This window comes from Shewanella sp. HL-SH4, from assembly GCF_051164845.1.
In the GTDB taxonomy this organism is placed as follows: domain Bacteria; phylum Pseudomonadota; class Gammaproteobacteria; order Enterobacterales; family Shewanellaceae; genus Shewanella; species Shewanella glacialimarina.
The window spans coordinates 2,703,095-2,725,698 of the sequence record NZ_CP195037.1 but is presented as its reverse complement, the minus strand read 5'-3'; the positions used below and the strand labels follow the sequence as shown (position 1 = coordinate 2,725,698).

Sequence of the window (22,604 nt, the reverse complement as noted above, 5' to 3'; positions counted from 1 at the left end):
TACTTGAAGAGTTAAAACAGTGATATTATTGCCATACTATGACACTTTCACTGCTGAATTATTCATTGGAACTCTTATGATTGTTGACACTTTAGCAAATCGCCATCTATATACAAAACTGCATCCACGTTTAGCCTTGGCATTAGCACACTTAGCTGAAACAGATTTTACCGCCAAAGCTGTTGGTAACTATGAACTAGACGGTAAAAACCTGTTTGTTATCGTCAATGATTATGAAACCAAACCAAGAGAAATTGAGCCATTTGAAGTACATCAGCAATATATTGATGTCCAATATGTGGTCAGTGGTGCAGAAGAGTTTGGTTATTTACCGTTAGCGGATCAAACACCGTCTAAGCCGTATTATGACAAACATGATTATGCCGAGTTTGACTTCGAATCAAATAAACAAGATGCGGCATTTATTGCCTTAAAAACCGGTATGTTTGCTATTTTCTTTCCTGGTGATATGCACATGCCAGGCACGTTTGCTACGCCGCAAAAAGTCCGTAAAGTGGTTATCAAGGTACGTATTTAACTGCCTATCTTGAACTTCAATCGTGTCACTGGAAAATGGAATAGCAGACATTGAGTGAATGTTATTGACCGCGACTTTGACCATAAAGTCGCCGAAAGTTTAAAAGCCGCCTACGGCTTAGTTCAATAACTCTGCTTTAATCAACTGCAGTAAAAAGGTTTCTCTTTCTATCGATAAGCCTTTCTTGTCACTGCTAGCAATAGTTTCCAGATTATGGGAAATCGCGGTATCAATATCAATCCACACCGGGGTCATACCATTACTGATCTCGTGTGCTTCAAACTGGGTGTCACCCAATTCATCTTCAATTTGACATACATAGCAGTAAGACAGCATCTTGACCGATTCAAAACCGTCACGTCGCCATGGACGGTATTCTTGATACAAACCAAATGGAATGATGTCACCAGTGACATTAGCACCGGTTTCTTCCCGCAGCTCACGCACTAACCCTTGCACTATGTCCTCACCCGCATCGACCCCGCCGCCCGGCAGTGAATAGTCATGATAACGCTGGGTGTACAACATCAAAATATGGTTGCCACGAAGCACAATGGCACGGGCAGCCAAACGTGTCAGCATAGTGGACGAATTATTATCAATAAATGCTGCCGGCGTTTCAGGATGATAACGAGTGGTTAAATGACGCATCTTAGGGCCTGCTGACAAAAAACGCATCATACGTTGCAAGGTGTTTTGGTTCAAGAAAGCGCTCGAAAAATACTTTAAACAAGGTAATAAAAGGTAAGCATTCAACAAAGCTGATTAATAGAATCTTCAAAGATAAATCACCATAAGTTTAGGCTTGTAACTGATCACCAAACTGCTAATATAACAAAACGAAATTAGATATAACAAAAAGAAATATGCGGTTTCACCTAATAATACCAAGCAGAGTTGATCTAAATGAATAATAACCACGACCTGAGCCAAATATACCTAGATGCCAATGCAACAACCCCTGTGCTACCTAAAGCTGCCCAAGCTGCACTGTCGGCCATGGAGCTGCTGTTTGGTAACCCAAGTTCAAGCCACATCACCGGCCTTCGCGCCAAAGATTTAATGGAACAGACCCGCAACAAAGCGAAGCAAATATTAGGTTCTGAAAATGGCAAAATCATTTTCACCAGCGGCGCAACCGAAGGCATTCAAACCGCTATTCTGTCAGCATTAATCAGTGCCAGAGAAACCTTAAAAGCCACTCAACAACGGGGCGAAGATTGCTATTTACTCTATGGCGCAACAGAACATAAAGCCGTGCCAGAGTCGCTTAAACATTGGAATGCCTTGCTTGGTATCAATGCAAAGGTCATCGCCATTCCGGTTGATGGTTATGGCAACTTAGATCATGACTTTATTAGCCAGTATGCGCCTAAATCATTAATGATTTGTACCATGGCGGTGAATAACGAAACCGGGGTATATCAAGACCTAAGCGCCTTAGAAACTACCATTCGCCAAGCCAGCAGCACTATTTTTTGGTTAGTGGATTGTGTACAAGCCCTTGGGAAAATATCGCTTAATCTGGCTCAAACCACTATCGACTATGCTCCCTTTAGTGGCCATAAATTGTATGCGCCAAAAGGCATAGGGTTTATTTATATCAGAGAAAATGCGCCACTTACGCCGGTCATTGCCGGTGGTGGACAAGAAAGCGGCCAGCGCTCAGGCACTGAAAACCTGCCAGGCATGGCGGCGATTAATGTTGTTTTTGACCAACTGGTTGCAACAGACTCATGCTTTGCCAGTCATCAAACCTTACATGCATACCGCCAACAACTTGCCGACACCCTAAGGCAAGCTTTTCCGCAAATTGTGTTTAATCACAGCTTTGACAATAGCGTGCCAACGACACTGAACTTTGCAATTAAAGGCTTTAGCAGCAAAGAAATAATGGACTTATTTGACGCCGCTAATATTCGCGTTAGTTCAGGTTCTGCATGCTCATCTAAAGTCACCCGTAGCTTTGTGTTAGATGCTATGGGCTTACCAGCCTGGCAAAGTGAGTCGGCTATTAGACTGTCTTTTGGCCCTGCCATGACCCAAGCTGAAGTGAGTCAAGCTTGCCAGCGTATTATCAGTACCGCCCAAGCCTTAACCCAAAGTTGCATGGTGCTAGATAGTGCTAACATGGATGATAAAACCCCTTTAAATGGTTTAGTACAATTACGCTCAGGCGCTAGCTGCACTTGGGTTTATGTCGAAGCGGCCTCAAAGAAAGCGTTTATTATTGACCCTCTGCCAGAGTTAACAGAGCGTTTAGATACCTTACTGCAATGTCAGCAGTTAGATTTAATCGCCATTATTGATACCCACGGCCACGCTGACCACGTTTCAGGACGGTTATTACTGGCGGAAAAACATCCGCAAAACATTCAGTGTGACGAACTAGGTTGGCCCCAAACTGCCTTATCAGTGACAGAAAATGGCCGCCAATTGGAATACATTCAGTTGGCTGACAAATGGCTAGTCAAAGTGCCTACGCCTGGGCATACCGATGACAGTATAAGCTTGCTACTGTGCCAGCCTTTAAGCGGCTCAGACACATTAGCCAGTAACACTTTATTTGCTTTTTGTGGGGACACTATTTTGATGGGCACCTTAGGACGGACTAATTTTGACAGTAGTTGTGCAATTTCCATGTATAGCAGCATTCAATTACTCAACAGTGTTTTAGCCCCACAAAGCCTTATTTGTGCAAGCCATGATTATCAAAATGAATTTGCCACTCACTTAAGCGCTGAGTGCCTGCGCAATCCGTTATTACAACAGGTGAGTCAAAACACCATCACTGTGGATGAATTTGTGGCGCGTAAGTTAGCACTCGACAGCAAACTTAATGATCAAACCGGCAGTGAAATACTCTGCGGTGCTTTACCCACAGCGAGTTGCAGCAAACTTAAACCCATCATAGAGTATTCAGCAGCCAGTTTAGATATCGCCTTACATTCCTCTAAGGTTAAATTAATTGATATCCGCGAGCCCCACGAATATGCATTACACCATACGTCAAAGGCTTGTGAAAATGTGCCATTAACGCGTTTAGTGCAATTTATGCAACAACATCAGCATGATAAAGACAGTGAATGGGTGTTAGTTTGCCGTAGCGGAAGTCGATCTCTTGTGGCCGCTCAAGCTATGCAGCGCCTAGGATTTTCACATATTGCCCACCTGAAAGGTGGTTATGCACTGGCTAACTAATTAAGCCTGTCCTTTGTCGCGTCTATTGATTTGGGGACCAATGCGTTTGCGCTTGCTGATGCTGTTAAAAAAACATCATACTCAGCTAATAATAAAAAAGGCCCTTAGACTTTGCGTCTAGGGCCATTTTATTAACACGCTGCACTGTTAAATAGGTGCTACTAAGTAGGAGCTATTAAATCAGTCCGATTAAATGCCGATTTCGCCGCCATCGTTTTTACGGATCATCACAGTGGCAGCGCGGGGACGTAGCTGAGTACCCGCTGGAGTAACTTCAGTCGCGTTATTCGAGTATGGCCAGTTGCCTGGATGCTGAATGTTAACAAACGCGGTTTTATAATCTGGCGTAATTGCAAAACCGGTCACTTCACAATCATTAGGGCCAACAAAGAAACGCTTTAACTGCGCTTGTGTTTCAGCGCTAATCACTTGCTGCTTACCATCCGCATCAACCAAAGTAGAGGGCACAACCGCTAGCATTTGATCATTGGTATAAGAGGTCACTTCATCGGCACCGTTATCGGTTTGCACCCATAAAATACCACGGGCATCAAACGCTAAACCATCTGGGCTAGCAAATTGATTTAAGTCGTCTAAACCTGACAAGTTAGTCTCTGCATCACCGTCGGTTGGTGAACCAAATACAAAAATATCCCAGCTAAACTCGGTAGCTTTATCGCCTTCGTCCCAACGAATAACATGACCAAAACTGTTGTTTAAGCGAGGGTTAGCTGTATTTGCTTCAGTACGCTTAGTGTTATTGGTTAATGTTAAATAAACACTGCCAGTAAATGGATCAACCGTTGCCCATTCAGGACGGTCCATCGGAGTTGCACCGACTAAATCAGCAGCACCGGCGGTGTTTAAAATAATCGCAGCCTGTGAATCGAAACTGCTGGCTAAAGTGCTGCCATCTTTTGTTACTGCATCTAAAGTTAATGGCAACCACTCACCCACACCGTCTTCACTAAACTTAGCCACATAAAGCGTACCCGCATTCATGTACTTATCGCCCATAGCAATACGATTGCTGGTATTCGCATCTGCTGCTACCCACACGGCATCAGAGACAAATTTATATAAGTATTCAAAACGAGAGTCATGACCTGAATAGAACGTAATTGGTTTGCCTTCTTCTAACTTACCAAAAGTACAGCCTTCATGGCGGAAACGACCTAAGGCGGTACGTTTAACCGCGCGTGAATTAGGATTATACGGATCAATTTCAACAATATAACCGTGGCCATTAGCTTCATTACGGTAATCTTGACCCGCGCTATTACCTGACGGCGTAACGTCAAAACGCGCAAATTCATCAAGTCGTTCGTCATCATCACCGGCTAGGTGATCCCAGCCATAACGGGTACCTGATTTGGAAATACCAATACGTGTTTGGTCTGCTGGTAATGTGCCTTTATTGACAAAGTAATCTGGCCAATTTTCTTCACAGGTTAAATAAGTGCCCCAAGGTGTGCTGCCATTACCACAGTTATTTAATGTACCACGAGCCTGGCTGCCATCGGGTGAGTAACGTGTTTCTAAATAGCTTGTGTAGGCCATAGGACCAGCAATGTCCATCACACTTGCGCCGGTAAAACGACGGTTATGGGTATCATTGCTAACCACTTCCCACATGCCGTTATTGAGCTTAATGCGGACGACTGATACACCGTGGGCATTAATTTCTTTGCGAATTTCATCAATGATGGTGCGCTTGCCATTGGCATCAAAGGTTGGTCCTGTTGGGTGCAGCGCATCTTCATCAATATATTCATGGTTAATACATAATAAACCATCGTCATTTGAGTCATTAAGTGGGAAAAAATGCATACCATCATGATGCATACCCACTGAATTAGCCTGGTCTTCGCCGGTATTTGTTCCATCTGCTTTCCAGGCCGCGGCTTTAGCGTTCAATGGCGTTCCCCATGGCGCAAGCACGTACGCTGAATAACCGGCAGGAATCGCCACTGCGTCGGTTTTTGAACCAGCAATAGAATCAAAACCTAATACCGCAGAGCTTTTTGTTGGCGGAATTGGAGTTGGTGTAGGCGTAGGGGTCGGCGTTGGATTGGGTGTTACTGTATTGTCGTCTGAGCCACATGCGGTTAATCCCACGCCGGCGAATGCGGTCATAGCACTGATCCCTAGGCCTCTTTTAACAAAGTTACGACGAGATAAATGTTTTTCCATCACCTGTGCAAAAGGTGTGTTATCGCTGTTATTAAAACGTCGTGGATCAAATGTCGCTTTGCTCATAATATGTCCTTTGAATGTCTAGGTGTTTTCGAGATCGTTGTCATCTGCAACAAGTAAACTTTCTTTTTATAAGATTAGTTTCCGGACATAAGATAAGCGGGGTTTATGACAATTGAGCATAAATTAGATGACAGAAAAGTGGCAGTTTAAAGACAGCAGGCTAATGCTAAAAAATAGCTAAAAAAATAGCTAAAAAAATAGCGACTCAAGGTCGCTATGTTTATTGTTGGGACTATGTTGGAACTAAATAAGACCTTAAGCCCCATTACGCTAGCAGCGTCTAAAATCTAGCTGTTTCTATAAATCTAACTCACTATAAGTCTAACTCACTACAAATCTAAGTATAGCGGCCAACCCAGTAAGCCGTGTAGGCCTTCTTTTTGCTCAAATCGCTCAAGCTTCTCCAGGCTTGCGCCTTGCATTTGCAACTCGCGATAGCCTTTAGCAAAACTTAAGGTACGCAGTAAACCTTGAATGTAATGCTTGCTTAAATCTTGACGGATTATCTCAGCCAAATCTTGAGGCAATTTAGCAATGGCATTTTCAGTTTGCGCCATCAAATAATCGCCATTAAACCAAGCATCATCAAGTTCAATTTTACCTAAGCGTTTTTTAAGATCTTGTCTCACGCCACGATCAGCAAATAAGGTGCGATAAATCACCGCTTCAGCCAATACAGCTTCAAGATTAAGACAATCTAAAGGGTCGTGATCTGAGGTAACATAAAACGCCTGCAATAGCGCTTTAATACCTTGCTGACGTTGATGCTCAGTTAACGCACTTTGATAGCTTTGCCAGCCTAGCCATTCTTCCATATCCGGCGGGCTAGACACATTTTCAAGTAAGCTTTCGCTCACATCACCATAAAGTGATTTGTTGGTGTTCAAACTGCTTGCGTGGGTGAGCAAGCTCCAGCCCTTTTGAAAGCACTTAAGTACCCCATCAGGACCTTGCAGCAAAGGTAAAGATGCTGCAGGCTCTTGTCCTGTTAAGGCAATAAGCCCTATGCTGACCACACCAATAACATCGTGTGCTGCATGTTCTAACAAGTGCACTTTATGCTTGTTGTAGAACTTATCAGCCAGCTTAAGGCTCATTAAAATCGCCTTAGCCTTTATTTGTTCGAGCTCATCTTGGCTTAGTTTGTTTTCGCTTTGACCGTAAGCTATCACTTTTGTCAGGTATGGCCCTTGATTTGGGTCCCGTAATGCCAGTTGCATAGTTGGAATCCTTAATCTAAAAAGCTAAACATATCGTCGACTTCCGCATATTCATCGGCCACTTGGTTTTTATCTTTCGCCTGTAAAACCAATTCATTAACGAACTTAGCGATGATTTGCTCCCAGCCAGAACTTTCGTTGCGCAGTAAGTTTTTAATCGACTTGGCAACCTCTGGTGCAAGCTCTTGAATAAGCGCCATTAAGCTGCGTGGATCATCCATGCTAAGGCTGTGCGATTCTTCATTGGCATGCCAATTGTCATAACCAACCGTTGTACCGTCGTCTTCATCGTCATAATGATCACGTTCAGGTGAGCCTTCCTCTGCTTCACTGGGCGCAAGAATAAGCTCAATAAAAGGAATCGATAAATAAAACAGACCAGCAGGATCATCGGCAATACATTCCAAAATCGCGGCTTGTTTTTCTTCACTGCCTTGAATGCGGATTAAATACGTTAAAAACTCAAAGGTGTGAGCAAGCAGCTCATCGGCATTGGTCTTTATTTGCTCTTCCCAATATAAGGGCTGCTGACAAACGATGTCACGAATTTGCTCTGGGCTCATCAACTCAGACATGATTGACGGGCAAGAAATGTCATGATGGCTGTTGATTTGCGTCAAGGTAACGATATCCATCAGCTCAATAACGTCCACAAGTTGGGCGTCTGTCATGGTATTAGCGATGATCTCAAAACGCTTGCTGGCTTGCTGTGGTTCAACGTCCGCAAGTTGCTTTATTTCTTGAGCGGTAATTTCAATCAAACTGGTGGTCATTATCTGTCCTCATCATCATATTGATCGTAATAGCCTTCTTCGTCGCTATCATTATCGTCATCATCATAGTCGCTATTAGATTGACCGTATTCTTCATCGTCATCTTCATGTGCTGGCTTGGCTTTTTTCTTCGAGCCATTGGCTTCTTGATTAAGCAAATACAATACCGCACAGCTTTCAATTAGTAACGACTCGCCTTGGGCGCGTACCGCTTGCACTAAAGGGATATCGCCATTATTAAAAGCGATACTGACTTTAAATTCATCCCACTCTGGTTGAATAGCATTATCTATCCAGTGCGCCCATTTAAGTAGGGCGTCAGGGGCAAACTTAACCTGGCCAAATAAGGCAACGGGTAAGTATTCTGGTACTGAAGACAGCATGCTGATATCAGCCAGTAAAATTTCTTTTATCTGACGAGAAAAATTTTCTAATGCCTTTGGCGTATCGGGGTCGTTATATGACTCGATATTGTCATAGGCATTGTTTTTAAGCTCATGGATACGAGCAATATTTAATGATTTGGCCATGGGATACTCAAGGGTAAAATTGGTCCCACAGCTCGCGCATTGCGGCGGTAGGATCTGTCACTATCACGTTATTAAAGTCTTTGATGAATGCGTTTCTGAGTTTTTTATCACTTAGCACGTCATAAGCTTTCTTGACTCTTTGCAGTTGCACTTCTGCTTGCTGCCGTTCTTCATCTGAGGCTAAGAGTAGTTTATCTGGGTGATACTTGTTGGATAAACGTTTATAGGCTTTTTTTATTTCATCTTCTTTGGCACTGGCTTTAACACCCAGTACAGTGAAGTGGTTAATCATAAAGGTTACCTGTAGGCGAAAAGCTGTCGATAGATATCACATATTTAAAGCGCGTATTCTAAGCACAATCCATTAACCGTTGAGGTTAATCTGCAACATTAGCGGGCGTAGAATATCCGATCAGTGATGATAACAGAAACAGCCCTAATGCAGCAATCAAGATACAAAGGCTAATTGGCCGATTAAGCCAGTATTATGATTGCAAATATTGAGACGTATTCATCATTTCAAACTTAAGACTACGATTAGTAAACGTCAGAATTACAACACTTTAAAGCTGTAATCAAGCCCTTTTTAACGTAACGCCTTTTCACTTCAGTGACGGTAACCTTTGTTATAATTCAAGTATAGAAACGGCATGGGATATTATCTAAAAACTGGGAGGTAAATGAAAGCGGTTAGCTATGTGACAAATCAAACGTTGAACTCACTTAGATTAAAGTTAAATTGGCACTATTTTACACGCTAGCCCTCATGAGCTAAATACTCAATAATTTGTTCCATATTGAGATTAAAATCATCTGCACGGACACATTTAACAATTAAGTCGTCAGTGACTGTAGCCAAATCAATTTTTTGTCCTGTTTCAAAGTGATTGGGTTTTAAATGATAAAACGGTTTCACAAGAGGGCGAATAGGATCTTTTGGGTTATGGCCTTCGACAATAGCCAGCCTGTTTGACTCAAGTAGTACCACTGAGCCAACAGGGTAAACACCCATACAACGAATAAATTCATCAACTAAGTCTTTATCTAATTCATTTTTTTCAGCTAATACTCGTAAAATACTAAAGGCTTTTACTTGGGCATAGCCTTGCTTATAGCAGCGGTGTGAAGTAAGCGCATCGAAAATATCGCAAATGCTGATCATTCTTCCGTAAAGGGTAATTTTTTCTGCGGCGACGCCAAATGGATAACCTAAACCATTGATTTTTTCATGGTGTAAGCTTGCAACCTCGAGACTAAGCTGACTGATTCCTGGGGTATTTTTCATGATTTCAATCGAGTGATTGGCGTGAGTTTTCATAATATGAAACTCTTCATCGGTTAATTTATCGGGTTTATTCAGAATACGATCGGGGATCATAATTTTACCGACATCATGTAAAAAAGCACCGATAGCGAGTTGGTTAACAATCTCTTTATCGATTTTTTTATACACGGCAAACATCGTCATCAATACCGATACTGACACTGAGTGCTCAAGCAAATATTCATCTTTATTGCGAATATTAAGTACACACGAAAGCGCATTGGGGTTATTGAAAATTAAATCTGTCGATTCGGAGGTAATTTTTTGCACCGGGTCCATGTCTAACGGCAAACCATGTTGTGCATTATGGAATAACTTTTTTTGGATATTTTTAGATTCATCAAAAACTTGGCGAGCTTTGGCTAATTCGTGATTAAAAAAGTTAGTTGTAACAGGCTTAGTCGCTGTTATTTTTGGAGGTATTGGTACGTTTTTAACAATTTCAATTGTCTCTGTTTTACTGGTATCAATTAACAGCTTAGTGACAGATTTGCGCTTTAATGCTTCGATAACACGCTCACTTTTAAGCACCCCAGGCTTAGCTAACGAAAACGTATCTTTAGGTTCAGTGATTTCGACCACATACATCCCAACACATACGTCTGCAATGTCATGTTCAATCAGCATAAATGGTTCCTTGGGGCTATTTACTAACATTAAATAAATTAACAACTCGGCATGTTCTGCATCCTGTATATTACAAGATAGCTCATTTATTAATGTAATATAAGCGAAATGACGATCCGCTCAAGCTTTGCCACAAGAATAACTCCACCAGCAATCGTGGCAGTAACCATCGACAACAGAGTCAATTTTGTTCCTCTCCAAATAGCTAATTTCTTTAACCATGAAAGCAATAGTTGCCATTAAGCTTGCACAGATATGCTTGCTGCGCATCACAGAAGCGCTTATACCTAGGTTACCTGATTAACAACCACAGCCTTGTGAAACACCATTCTAACGTTTTGATTGCGCCAATGCTTTTTGCCTGGCTTGTTGCTTTAACGAGCCTTTCTTGGTTTTACGCGTCACCGGGGCAACCTGGGTTAAATCGGGCTCAAAACCTGGGTACCATTGTTGAGGCAAACGCTTATCTAAATAAGCTTCTAGCTTTATTAAAAACGGTTCATCGTCGACACTTAATAAGGTAATAGCATAACCCGCTTGCCCTGCTCTGCCAGTGCGTCCAATGCGATGTACATAGTCTTCAAGTTTAAAAGGCAACTCCATATTGACCACATAATCCAACTGAGCAATATCAATTCCACGTGCGGCAACATCGGTGGCAACTAGCGCGGTTAATTCGCCAGCTTTAAAGTCAGTGAGTACTTGCTCACGGTTTAATTGCGATAAGTCAGCATGCAAAGCCGCCACTTTTACCCCGCGTTGGCTCATTTGTTTCACCAACACATCGGCATCTTGCTTGGTACGGCTAAAAATCAATACTTGTTGCCATTTTTCAACGGATATAAGCTTACACAGTAAATCACATTTTTTGTGTGCATCGACATTATAAACTCGCTCGGTAACCGTGACTGCGGTTTGATTGCGGGCGTGGGTTTCAATCACTTTAGCCTGGGTAAGTAACCGCTTACTAAATGAAAAAATACGGTCATCTAAGGTAGCGGAAAATAACAAGGTTTGCCGCTGTTTAGGTAAGCGTTTTAATACTTCGATGATTTCATCTCTAAAGCCCATGTCTAACATACGGTCGGCTTCATCAATGACAAAGTAATCAACCGCAGATAAGCTGGTTGCCCGTCGACGTAATAAGTCCAGTAAGCGGCCTGGGGTGGCAACAATGACATCAACCCCAGCAGCTAACTCACTAATTTGAGCTTGGGTGCTAACACCACCGTAAAGTAATGCCGCCTTGAGATCAGTATCAGCCATCAACTGAGTTAAATTATGGTGTACTTGTTGGGCTAATTCGCGGGTTGGGGTTAATATTAATGCTTTCACCTTTCGGGCTTGGCTTAAATTAGCTGAGCCAGAGTGAATGGCGCCTGAATTAGCAGAGCTTATCTCTAAAAGTTCATCGGCCTGCTTTTCATTCGCTTCAGCAGTGCTAGCTTGATTTGTATTAGCTTGCTCAAGTTGGTTATCTTGCAGACTAAGCAATTGATGTAGGATCGGCAGGCAGAATGCTGCGGTTTTTCCTGTACCAGTTTGAGCACCGGCCATGACATCTTTACCCGATAAAATAACCGGTATAGCCTCTGTTTGAATCGCCGTCGGTTGGGTAAAGTTAAGCGCACTTAAACGTGATAATAATTGCGGATGTAATGCTAGCGCGCCAAAAGACATGTGGTTCTCCCAAAATGAAGGCAAGATTTTAGCATTCGCGGGTTAAATCATAAATGCTCTTTCGTTATTCGCACGATAAAAATGCGCCTCCCCCTAATATCACTAAGCACTTTTAAACACCACTTTCATTAATCGGCTTTTTTATACAAGCCTAATCCTTCTGGTAAGTCTATGGTTTGATCTGCCGTTAACGCCACAGGCATAAAACCATGTTGCTTAATCACCCTTAGTGAGCCGATATTATGCGCGGCTACGTAGGCAAATAACGGCTCTTTAGGTAGCAAAGGTAAAAACAACTCTAAAGCTTGAGTGGCTATGCCCCGCCCCCAATATTCACGGTCAATCCAGTAACCTATTAAACGTCCGTTTTCAATCAAGCTATCATTAGAATCGTACCAACTTAGCATGCTACCTATCAGTTTACCTTGCAGCCATATTCCTTGTGCTATCGCGTCCGGTACGCCTATGACTTTTTGTTGCCAATGTAAATAAAAGTCGGCTTTATCTCGTGCAGGAAAGTCTGCCATTTGGCTTGCGATCGGGTCACTTTCAAACGCAAATAAGGTGGCTAAATCAGCCTCCGTTATTGGCACTAAACTCAGTGGAACATTATTCATTTAACGCATTTTTAGCTAATGATTTAGACGAAGGTTTAGTCGATGATTTAAGTGATAATTTAGGCGTTAGTAAAGATAAAATCTTTTCAGTCCACTCTTTAGGTGAATCCAGAATAAAACGAAACTTTTGACTATCTAAAGTAATCACTTGAATAGAATCAGCATCAACAGGAATCACTCCTGTACCGCGGCTCCAGCAAGTGGTTACCGACTTAATATTATCTAACTCTATTGCATAAGGGCCGTAAGCTAGGTCTTGATTAAAAGGTTCAAAATGTAAGTACTCTTCCTCAATCCATAGCGTACCCTCAGCACGAAATGCGCCTTTTTGAATGGTTGCGTCAATTGAATCAGTGACATCGTTGGACAAGCCCATTACGAACATACGTCTCTCCTTTTGTGATCAAGATCATTATTATAACGACTGTTAAAGGCTTCTCAAGCTTTGCGTTATTTATTTAGTGCTCTGAAAAATAGTTAATTTTTTACCACCCTCCTGTACTATTTTAAACAATTCTTAAATGAGACCTAAAATATGTCATTATGTTGATAAGTGTCAGATGATTAGCAAAATAACCATGAATAAAGCGATTCTATATTATGTTTACGACCCTATGTGTAGCTGGTGTTGGGGCTACCAACCAACGTGGATAAAACTACAAAATCAGTTAGCAATGTTTACCGATAAGCTAGCCATTGAATTAACAGTCGGTGGTTTAGCGCCCGACAGCAGTGCGCCTATGCCAGTAGAGATGCAGCAATTTTTGCAGCAAACATGGCATAACATCCACCAGCAACTCGGCACTGAGTTTAATCACGATTTTTGGACTGTGTGCCAGCCAAGACGCTCAACCTACCCAAGTTGCCGCGCGGCTTTGGTGGCAAGAGCATCAGGCTTAGAAGCGCAAATGATTAATGCCATTCAACAAGCCTATTATTTACGGGCAAAAAATCCGTCTGATATTGCTGTGTTATCTGAGCTGGCGGTCTACGTAGGCATGGATAAAAACCATTTTGAACAACAGATACATAGTGAGGAAGTGGAGCAACAGTTAATGGCCGAAATCACTCAAGCAAGACAACTGCCTATTCAAGGATTTCCGTCATTAGTGTTACTGCATAATCAACAGTTTTACCCAATCAAGCTAGATTATCAACATTGTGAAACCAGCCTAGACCAGATTAAGCGCCTTATTCAGAGCTAGCCACTTATCCTTAAAATACTGATTTAAATGTGTAGTGACAATTGCCCTAATAGACGTTCCATAGGGCGTAAAGTGAAAAGCTCAGTGCGACGCCCCCCAAAATAATCAATGGGATCCAAATATACTTACGCCAGTTTAGCGGTATGGTATCTACCTGATTAATATTGGTCTTAAAACTAAAATGCGCTAACTGATACACAAAGGCGTTACTGTCGAATACCCGTCCTGGAATGCTCAGCTTCTCACCATTATGTAAGCGAAAGTTGATATCAAAAATGTAAGGTTTAGGTGCGCGCGATCGCCCATCAGAGTGGCCAATATGCAGCCAATTCCATTGCACATCAATTTGGTCTAGTTGATCTAACGGTAAGGTGCGAGATTGGCGATTATCAAAAAATAACGCCGGAATAAAAATCTGCTTAGCGGTGATTTCAATGTCGTAACCAGTTTGAGCGGGAACATGATAATACTGATTAGCTAAAATCATATGTGAAATAAACGAAGCCACTATCCCCACTATAATGCTGACACCAACAGCTGACCATTGCTGGGTAGAAACACCAATGGCTACGCCAATTAATACTGCAAAATATAGCGGCGCTCGCTGTTTATGATAAAAGCTGACTGGTAACGGTAATAGCCATTTAGCAATTTTAAAACTCGACTTTTGGGAGCTTATTTTACTAAACGCTGCCGACAAGGGTTGCTTGAATGTTTCTACTGAATTTTCGTCCAGTGACATTTTTCCATTTTCAGGTACCACTTGTTCATCAACACCATTAAAACCACCTGCACTATTAAGACCTAATTTAACCAGTTCAGTTTTGATATGACGTTCTTTTTCAGCTACTTTACTCTTTTTAGTACCCAGTTTGACTTGAAATCGACTGGCTCCGCTTTGCGGCGTTTTAGACAATACCTCAATACAGTGACGACCAAAAATAGTTTGTAGCTTTACCTTGTCAACAAAATGAAAATCCATCGACTCATTTTTAAGCTTAAAAATGCCTCTATTGAATAATTTGATGCCGTGAAAGTATTCAACTTTCCCGCTGGCCTTATTGAATATCAATCTATGTTGATAACCAAAAGCGACAGCAATAATAAGTATATTTGGCACAATACCAAAAACGTTGCTGGGATTATCAACTAGCGTAAAAATTAAATTGAGGCTGACTATTATAAGTATTGGCCACTTAGCTTTTTCTTCATGGGTTGCAATTATCACGAAACACTCACTCCTTGAGTTATGTCTATCATGCCGATTAAAAATTTAACTATCTGTTTATTATAGGGGAATGATGCTAACAGCTAATGACATTCCCAACAACTGGCAGACTTGTTCTCAGATTAACGAAATAGATAAGTAAATCAATGATTAGAAACAGTATCAATAACAGCGCTGCTTTGCTAAGTTCAGTTAACTAGACGTAAACTTGAGCTATGCTAATTTGAACAAACTAATTTGCATAAATAAAAGTGATAAGCAGCAAGGATAAACAATGAAATACTTAAAAATCATTATGATGACCCACTTAGTCATTTTACTACTTCTGACGGGCGGGAATAGCATGGCGGCAGTTGAAATAAACACCCACAAATTGGATGACATTAAAGCAGTTAAATTTAACCAAAATCAAGTTATTACCGCAGGTTTACCTACGCCGGAGCAATTTGCATTATTGCAACAAGCTGGCGTTAAAAGCGTTATTAACTTAATTCCCAATGACAATCCCAGTGCGCTTAAAAATGAACAACAAATAGTGACTGATTTGGGTATGGATTACCACAATATCAGTGTTGATTGGCAACAACCCAAGCTTGAAGATGTGGAACAATTTTTTGCGTTAATGAAGGCCAATAACAATCAACCTGTGGTGGTGCACTGTGCTGCCAATTATCGTGCCTCGGCGTTTTATTATCTTTACTTAGCCACTCAGCAAGATCAACAGGTCGATATTAATGACACTTTGTCGCCATGGGGAGACTTACAAAAAAGTTTCAAAGAGTATCCACAGTGGCAAGCTTTGATTGAAACCGTTAAACAGAAATATAAATAAGCCCGCGAGGTACTTTGATGCCAGATGCCAGATGCCAATTAAGAGGGGAAATTGATTAACGCTGCAACTTTGCTATAAAGCGAATAAATAGCCATAAAAAAAGCGGGATGATTATCCCGCTTTTTACTATGTAAAATCAGCCAACCTACTCGCGCACTATCTACTACATACCAATCAATTAAATACTCAGGCACTAATAGTAAAATCAACAAATAGGCAAAGCAGCTCAGTCTACAAAGCTCGCTATAGTTTACTTATCCATACAGTTAGCATAGTAAGTTACCGTAGCGGGCCAGTCTGAAAATACGCCTATTACCCCAACATCTTTTGCTAACACATCTAACAGCTCAAAGGTGTCACCTTCATTATCAATCGCATCGGCAATGCTTTGATAATACCAACCGCCACCGCCTTGGCTAAGTTGACCTGAACGCTCAAGTGACCAGGCAATTATTTTAAGGCCTGCTGCAGTAGCCGCTTTGGCATATTCAGAAGGCACTATTGCCTTATTCTCATCTAAAGTGACTAACACCCATAATGGCGGGGCAATAATCTTCACTCCATCTGCCGCCAAAGTCTCCATGCTCGGTGACCAGGTGGCGCTATTTTGGGGATCAAAGCCACTGCTAAAATCATAACGATCATCTAAATACACAGCTTGATCAGCAAACTCTGGCGCATTGGCTATCCAGTATTTCACGTCATCTAAATTAAATGACTGTGGGAACACCTGCGAAGCATCAACCCCAGCCGCCGCATACTCGTCTAGCATTTTTTGGGCGTAATCTTGTTGAGTAAAGCCATCATAGGGCATGCTCACACTGGCCGATTTAAGCTCTGGCGTCATCTTCACTCCAGCAGCTTTAAACAAAGCAATACTTTCAGCGTGGGTCATTAAGGTGCCATTACCTGCGTACAGGTCTGTGCGCCAATTTGGTGTACCATCAATAAACTCTGCAACTGTGGTCGCTTTTGAATTAAAACCATCCATCTTGCCTTTTAAGGTTTTAAATTCAGCTAGGCTGATATCACTGGTACAGCACGTGGCTGTTGCGCTAACACCGTTAGCAACATCGGCAGGCGAGAAAGGCACTGAACATTTATTGGCAAGCGCTGGAATGGCCAAAATATTTGTGGTGGTGGCTAAGTCACACTGTGAGTGGCGACATACGAGTTCTTTGTCTGCGGTAAAAGTAACGTCACATTCAACAATACCCGCACCAGAATCAATCGCTGCTTGATAGGCTTCTTTAGTGTGCTCAGGAAACTGCATTGATGCACCACGATGCCCAATCGAAAAGTCCGTGCGATAAAATGGCCCCGACTCACACTGGGTAAGTTGCGTTTTTAGCTCGCTGGCTTGCATTTGATCGACTAAAAATAGCGGTCTAGGACCAACTTGAGCGCTAACACTTTTATCAATGCCTACTGAGCTAGCATCATCATTATTATCGTTACTGTTGCAGCCTGAAACCCATAGCATACTGGCCAAAACAGAAATAACTCCCAGTATTACGCTTTTTTGCCTTGTCATCTTATTGCTCCATATTGTCGTGCTGTCATGCTTGCTGTTATGCATTTTTACATTACCGCACGCTGAGTTAACTTTTTGTCAGCACTAGCTTACGCAGTGAATATGACGAAAATATCGAATTAATATGACAAGATTAATGGCGCCTCGATGAACGTTAATTGTGAGCTATCCCGTATTGATATGTACAGAAATAGCAGCCGATAACAGATACTAATTAAAGCAGAATCAATCACTACAGCTATAATAAAGCCAGCTAATCTTAGAAAAAACTTAAACAAGGCAGATTAGCATTTGGTCTTAATGCGCATATCCTATACTCTTGCGCGTCGATAGCGACCAGCACAAAAATCTGGCTAAATACAACAAAGAGGCGTTAATGCAAAATCGTACACGGGGACTTTTCGGCTGGACATGGTATGTCATGTGGCGATTGATGCTGATACTGGCGCTATTGTTACTGACATTAAGGTTTATCGCACCGCCCACTACGTCTTTTATGTTGCAAAGCCCTTACCCTGTGAGCTATCAGTGGATAAGCATTGATAAGTTACCCTCGCATATTCCACTGGCAATGGTCGCCTCAGAAGACCAATTATTTACCAAACATTTTGGGGTCGATTTTACCGCTATCAGTAACGCCCTTGACCAACACGACGATGGCAAAGGGCTTAGGGGCGCTAGCACCCTCACCCAACAAACTGCCAAAAACCTTTTACTATGGCCAGAAAGAAGCTTTGTTCGCAAAGGGCTAGAAGCCGTATTGGCCGTAAGCCTTGAAGGCATTTGGGGTAAAAAACGCATTTTAGAAGTGTATATAAACGTGGCTGAATTTGGCCAAGGCATTTACGGCGTTGAAGCCGCAAGTCAGCATTATTTTAATAAATCTGCGCGTTATATCAGTAAGCATGAAGCCGCACGATTAGCCGTGTTACTGCCAAGCCCCCGCAAACGTCATCCTAATAATTTAACGCCTTACCTCAGCCAAAGAGTCGTGTGGGTTGAACGGCAAATGAAACAACTTGGTAGCGGTTATCTCGCCCCCATCCTCTAATTTACGGGGCTTTTTAACAGGCCATTTGTTAGAATTCATTATTATTTTATCGCAGCAATATTTGCTGCCAATATTCTGTTTCGCAATAAGCATTCAGGTTTTACTATTTAAAGGCAGGCTATGACCGTTCTTCTAATGACTCCACCCATGACTCAACTTAATACGCCGTACCCAGCAACGGCGTATTTAACGGGTTTTTTACGCTCACGGGGCTATGAGGCGGTGCAGCGGGACCCTGCTATTGAGTTGTTTCTTGAAATGATGACCGCACCTGCGCTAGAGATTATTCGCCAACATGTCGAAGAAAACTTCGAACACTTTGAAGACGATGAACTGCCCGATGTGATCTTCAATTTTCTAGCTGAATACGATCGTTACCTGCTGGCCGTTGAGCCCGCGATCCGCTTTTTACAGGGTAAAGACCCAAGCTTGGCGATGCGAATTAACTCGCGCCGTTTTTTACCCGAAGGCCCAGCCTTTGACACCATAGCCCAGATGGAAGAAATATCAGGCGATGTATTGCAAGCTGCCTTTGGTAATTTGGGCGTACAAGATAAAGCCAAATATCTCGCCACCTTGTTTATTAATGATCTGTCGAACGTGATCACCCAAGGCGTCGACCCATATTTTGAAGTCAGCCGTTATGGCGAAAAGTTAGCCTCAGCCAACCCAAGCTTCGACAATTTATACGACACCTTAATGGGTGAACCGAGTTTCAGCTCTGAAATTTTGGAGCAGTTGGTCGAGATGTATCTGGAAGACACGCAGCCAAGCGTAGTCGCACTAACCGTGCCGTTTCCCGGTAATATGCTCGGCGCGTTACGTATTGCGCAAACCTGTAAAGCCATTAACCCAGACATCCCTATCGTCATGGGCGGCGGGTTTGTTAATACCGAGCTGCGGGCACTCAAAGACCCTAGGGTATTCGAATTTGTCGACTATATCTGTCTTGACGACGGCGAACGCCCGCTTATCACCCTGCTTGAATACTTTGAAGGCGAGCGCGCGATAGACGAGTTAGTGCGCACTTACTTTCTAGCCGAAGATGAAAATGGTGAGCCCTATGTGCATCTTAATCAAAACACCGAACTGCACGATATTCCACAGGTCGAAGTTGGTGCCCCCATTTACGATGGCCTACCACTAGGCGAATACCTATCGTTATGTGAAATGCTTAACCCAATGCACCGTATTTGGAGTGATGGCCGCTGGAATAAACTGACCATAGCCCATGGCTGTTACTGGCGAAAATGCAGTTTTTGCGATGTCAGCTTAGATTATATCGACCGCTACGACACTGCTGGCGCTGATATTCTAGTTGACCGCATCGAAGCACTTATCGAAGAAACCGGACAAACAGGTTTTCATTTTGTCGACGAAGCCTTACCGCCAAAAACCTTATTTGCCTTTGCAAAACGGTTGATTGAACGCAATGTGGTCATCAGTTGGTGGGGCAATATCCGCTTTGAGCGCACCTTTAGTCCAGACCGCTGCCAATTGCTGGCAGACTCAGGCTGTATCGCGGTCAGCGGTGGCCTTGAAGTGGCTTCAGACAGACTACTGAAACTGATGAAAAAAGGCGTCAGTGTTGAACGAGTCGCCCATGTCACCAAAGCCTTTAGTGACGCGGGTATTTTGGTGCATGCTTATTTGATGTATGGCTTCCCCACTCAAACCGAGCAAGAAACCGTTGATTCACTGGAAATGGTGCGCCAATTGATGCAACAAGGCTGTTTTCAGTCAGCATACTGGCACCGCTTTGTCGCCACCATCCACAGTCCTATTGGCATGAATCCTGAGCAATTCGGCATTACCTTAGCTGAACGGCCAGAGATTTTATTCGCTGAAAACGATGTCGACTTCACCGACCCAACTGGGACGGATCATGACATGCTAGGGGAAGGATTACGTAAAGCACTATACAACTACATGCACGGTATTGGCTTTGATCAGCCAATGAGCTTTTGGTTTAACCAGAACGTTGCCCGCACGACGATGAAAAAAGATTTGATTTCAAAAGCGGTGAACAATTTTATTTTAAGCAGTGAAGCGTAATTAGAGCCAAGTTAAAGGGCACTAAATATACGTGTATGGAAGTTAAATAAATTGTCCAATAGCCGTTTTGATATGAATAAATCTAGACGGTAGAAACAACAAGAGTACATGATAAAAAATAATATGAAAATTTTACACTTTTTGGGGTTCATGTTCATACTAGGAGGCTGTCAAATGCCTTATCAGTCAGCCGTAGATGGCGGGACTGGTTATCGAAGTTTTGAACCCATAGCACATTGTCATGACATTAAATTCCAGGCTGGAGGTGGATGGTACGACACTGACATTCTTGCTAAATATTGGCATCGTCGCGCCAGTGAACTTTGCCCACAAGGCTACGAATACAATGAGTTATCGATTTACAGCAAAACAGGAAGCTTTAAGATGCAAATTGGCGGAGCTTCAAACGATATCGCTTCTCCAAGTCATTATATAACGGGCATTGCAATGTGCTTAAGCGCATCGAGTCGTTTAGTTGGCACTGAATATCCTGTCGATAAAACAAGTATGCTTGGGACGAAAATTGGACAAATCTTATATCCTATGTGTACGTCTAAAAAATCCGATGATTCAATAAAAAAATGGCTCGGCGAACAAAGTATTATAGAAATACCTGCATTTCTAGAGAATGACAAAAAAATCTAAAAATGGGCAGCATAGTAAACTTCCTTAAAAACACCTCACAAATCGAACATTCGAGACGCCAAAGTGTTCATGGTTTTATACTGAATATGATTGGTGGTTTAATCGCCTAACAACTCAAAGAGAATAAGCCACAACTCAATATCACAGATGTTGATTTCAATGCGATTTCTGTTATGGCTTAAACCGATCTCAGGTTAGTCTGTTGTTATACGAATGCGGAGTACAACCGCTTCTAGTAGGATGAGTCGTATAAACAGAACAACAAGGGCGAGCAGTTAAATAGATAGCTTAGGTCAAAAGCCTTCGGTGGGAGACTATTGTCTTAGTTCACCGAAAGCGTCTATGTGAGTGACTATATATTGCCTTGAGTATCTTGCTCGCACAAGGCCGAATGGATTTAGAATGGTTGACTATAGTGACAAACAATTACTGCCAATCACTGATCCCATAAGAGGATAAGATTTTTTCGAATTCGCCCGATGCCCTCAGTTTTGCAGTCCCTTCATCAATCAACTTAATGTAGCCTGCAGAAGTCGCTTTTGCCGGACTGCAGGCAATGTACATTTCAGTCGCCTCGCCCAAAGAGCCCGCTGCAACTATGCCACTGACGCCCATTTTTTTAAGTTTTGCCTCCATAACACTGGGGGATTCGGCAACAACATTTACCCTTCCCGCCACGAGCTTTTTAATATTGTTTTCAAGGCCATTATTTGCGCCTATGGCATCAAACATACTTGGGTTATCAATAACATATTGATCAAATTCATCACCATAAGCATAACCTTTAATTATCGCAATCTTATTTCCTTGAAATGATGCCAATCCGCTGTAATTCCAGCTGTCGCCTGCTTTAACAAAAAATACCGTACTGTCCATTCCCCAAGGTGCCTGAGGATAGACAAAATCTGGCGCATCATCTTTGTAGGCGCCAACCACACAGTCAAATTCACCTTTGCGCACTGAGTCGACAGCACGTTCCCAAGGCATTAATTTGTAATCAACCGTGTGACCGGCTGCAGTAAAAATATGAGTTGCTAATTCAATCATATAACCTGGTTGCTGAGCCTTGGGTTGGCCATTCATGGGAAACCAATTGTCAGCTCGAATGCTAATGGTATCGGCTAATATTGCGCTACTACTAAAAATAGAAACTAATATTAATGACTTTGTAAATGCCTGCATAGCGAGTCCTTTGATGAGTTTTTTGAATTGCCTTGGATTAAAAGTAGACTGCATAGTGACACTTAGCAACATTTAGGTTTTATAGCAGAGTTGTGTCCGGTTC

General features: G+C 42.4%; 20 protein-coding genes and 1 pseudogene. 8 read left to right on the top strand and 13 right to left on the bottom strand.

Translation table 11 applies throughout. The annotated features are described in order from the left end of the window. Positions 1-76 precede the first annotated feature (76 nt). A complete protein-coding gene (locus ACRWQL_RS12910) occupies positions 77-538 on the top strand; it encodes a YhcH/YjgK/YiaL family protein (protein WP_434927259.1) in 462 nt (153 codons plus the stop codon). A gap of 117 nt (positions 539-655) precedes the next feature. Here ACRWQL_RS12910 and ACRWQL_RS12905 read toward each other — a convergent pair whose 3' ends face one another. After that, positions 656-1,189: an NUDIX hydrolase gene (locus tag ACRWQL_RS12905; protein ID WP_434929144.1), complete on the bottom strand. Its 534-nt coding sequence runs from the start codon at positions 1,187-1,189 to the stop codon at positions 656-658. Positions 1,190-1,444: 255 nt separating this feature from the next. On the opposite strand from ACRWQL_RS12905, the gene ACRWQL_RS12900 reads away from it, so the two are divergent. Beyond that, the gene (locus ACRWQL_RS12900; protein WP_434950365.1) at positions 1,445-3,739 is read left to right on the top strand and encodes an aminotransferase class V-fold PLP-dependent enzyme; all 2,295 of its coding nucleotides are present in this window, start codon (positions 1,445-1,447) and stop codon (positions 3,737-3,739) included. 189 nt (positions 3,740-3,928) lie between these two features. Here ACRWQL_RS12900 and ACRWQL_RS12895 read toward each other — a convergent pair whose 3' ends face one another. The 9 genes from ACRWQL_RS12895 to ACRWQL_RS12855 all read right to left on the bottom strand — a co-directional run bounded on the left by ACRWQL_RS12895 (position 3,929) and on the right by ACRWQL_RS12855 (position 13,154). Further along, positions 3,929-5,998: a PhoX family protein gene (locus ACRWQL_RS12895; protein WP_434950363.1), complete on the bottom strand. Its 2,070-nt coding sequence runs from the start codon at positions 5,996-5,998 to the stop codon at positions 3,929-3,931. 329 nt (positions 5,999-6,327) lie between these two features. Next, positions 6,328-7,218, bottom strand: a complete 891-nt coding sequence (gene atcC / locus ACRWQL_RS12890) for a cold adaptation protein AtcC (protein ID WP_434927262.1) — start codon at positions 7,216-7,218, stop codon at positions 6,328-6,330. 11 nt (positions 7,219-7,229) lie between these two features. Beyond that, complete coding sequence (gene atcB / locus ACRWQL_RS12885) at positions 7,230-7,991, bottom strand: cold adaptation protein AtcB (protein ID WP_434950361.1); 762 nt, start codon at positions 7,989-7,991, stop codon at positions 7,230-7,232. After that, on the bottom strand, positions 7,991-8,521 hold the full coding sequence (gene atcA, locus ACRWQL_RS12880; RefSeq protein WP_226413077.1) for a cold adaptation protein AtcA: 531 nt from the start codon (positions 8,519-8,521) through the stop codon (positions 7,991-7,993). Before atcA ends, atcB begins: the two co-directional genes overlap by 1 nt. A 7-nt stretch (positions 8,522-8,528) precedes the next feature. Further along, positions 8,529-8,813, bottom strand: a complete 285-nt coding sequence (atcJ, locus tag ACRWQL_RS12875; protein ID WP_434927265.1) for a cold adaptation protein ActJcold adaptation protein ActJ — start codon at positions 8,811-8,813, stop codon at positions 8,529-8,531. Positions 8,814-9,278: 465 nt separating this feature from the next. Then, complete coding sequence (locus ACRWQL_RS12870; RefSeq protein WP_434950359.1) at positions 9,279-10,472, bottom strand: HD-GYP domain-containing protein; 1,194 nt, start codon at positions 10,470-10,472, stop codon at positions 9,279-9,281. Positions 10,473-10,802: 330 nt separating this feature from the next. Beyond that, a complete protein-coding gene (locus ACRWQL_RS12865) occupies positions 10,803-12,152 on the bottom strand; it encodes a DEAD/DEAH box helicase (RefSeq protein ID WP_434950357.1) in 1,350 nt (449 codons plus the stop codon). A 128-nt stretch (positions 12,153-12,280) separates the two neighbouring features. Continuing rightward, the gene (locus tag ACRWQL_RS12860; RefSeq protein WP_434950355.1) at positions 12,281-12,769 is read right to left on the bottom strand and encodes a GNAT family N-acetyltransferase; all 489 of its coding nucleotides are present in this window, start codon (positions 12,767-12,769) and stop codon (positions 12,281-12,283) included. Beyond that, a complete protein-coding gene (locus tag ACRWQL_RS12855) occupies positions 12,762-13,154 on the bottom strand; it encodes a hypothetical protein (RefSeq protein ID WP_434950353.1) in 393 nt (130 codons plus the stop codon). Before ACRWQL_RS12855 ends, ACRWQL_RS12860 begins: the two co-directional genes overlap by 8 nt. A 193-nt stretch (positions 13,155-13,347) precedes the next feature. Between ACRWQL_RS12855 and ACRWQL_RS12850 the strand changes: the two genes are divergently transcribed. Further along, positions 13,348-13,974: a DsbA family protein gene (locus ACRWQL_RS12850; RefSeq protein WP_434950351.1), complete on the top strand. Its 627-nt coding sequence runs from the start codon at positions 13,348-13,350 to the stop codon at positions 13,972-13,974. 46 nt (positions 13,975-14,020) lie between these two features. Here ACRWQL_RS12850 and ACRWQL_RS12845 read toward each other — a convergent pair whose 3' ends face one another. Continuing rightward, positions 14,021-15,202 (bottom strand): hypothetical protein, encoded by a 1,182-nt coding sequence (locus ACRWQL_RS12845; protein WP_434950348.1) that lies wholly within the window; start codon positions 15,200-15,202, stop codon positions 14,021-14,023. 274 nt (positions 15,203-15,476) lie between these two features. Here ACRWQL_RS12845 and ACRWQL_RS12840 point away from each other — a divergent pair, with 274 nt between their 5' ends. Next, positions 15,477-16,034: a protein tyrosine phosphatase family protein gene (locus ACRWQL_RS12840; protein WP_434950345.1), complete on the top strand. Its 558-nt coding sequence runs from the start codon at positions 15,477-15,479 to the stop codon at positions 16,032-16,034. 250 nt (positions 16,035-16,284) lie between these two features. Here ACRWQL_RS12840 and ACRWQL_RS12835 read toward each other — a convergent pair whose 3' ends face one another. Continuing rightward, complete coding sequence (locus ACRWQL_RS12835; protein WP_434953378.1) at positions 16,285-17,517, bottom strand: glycerophosphodiester phosphodiesterase family protein; 1,233 nt, start codon at positions 17,515-17,517, stop codon at positions 16,285-16,287. Positions 17,518-17,944: 427 nt separating this feature from the next. Here ACRWQL_RS12835 and mtgA point away from each other — a divergent pair, with 427 nt between their 5' ends. From mtgA to ACRWQL_RS12815, 4 genes and pseudogenes are all read left to right on the top strand, one after another. Beyond that, on the top strand, positions 17,945-18,619 hold the full coding sequence (mtgA, locus tag ACRWQL_RS12830; RefSeq protein WP_434950343.1) for a monofunctional biosynthetic peptidoglycan transglycosylase: 675 nt from the start codon (positions 17,945-17,947) through the stop codon (positions 18,617-18,619). A 120-nt stretch (positions 18,620-18,739) separates the two neighbouring features. Beyond that, positions 18,740-20,674, top strand: coding sequence for a B12-binding domain-containing radical SAM protein (locus ACRWQL_RS12825; protein WP_434950340.1), 1,935 nt, complete (start codon positions 18,740-18,742; stop codon positions 20,672-20,674). 174 nt (positions 20,675-20,848) lie between these two features. Next, complete coding sequence (locus ACRWQL_RS12820; protein ID WP_434950337.1) at positions 20,849-21,319, top strand: hypothetical protein; 471 nt, start codon at positions 20,849-20,851, stop codon at positions 21,317-21,319. 23 nt (positions 21,320-21,342) lie between these two features. Continuing rightward, positions 21,343-21,501: pseudogene (locus ACRWQL_RS12815) on the top strand (IS982 family transposase); the annotation flags it as partial. A gap of 244 nt (positions 21,502-21,745) precedes the next feature. Here ACRWQL_RS12815 and ACRWQL_RS12810 read toward each other — a convergent pair. Continuing rightward, the gene (locus tag ACRWQL_RS12810) at positions 21,746-22,501 is read right to left on the bottom strand and encodes a substrate-binding periplasmic protein (protein ID WP_434950334.1); all 756 of its coding nucleotides are present in this window, start codon (positions 22,499-22,501) and stop codon (positions 21,746-21,748) included. Positions 22,502-22,604 lie beyond the last annotated feature (103 nt).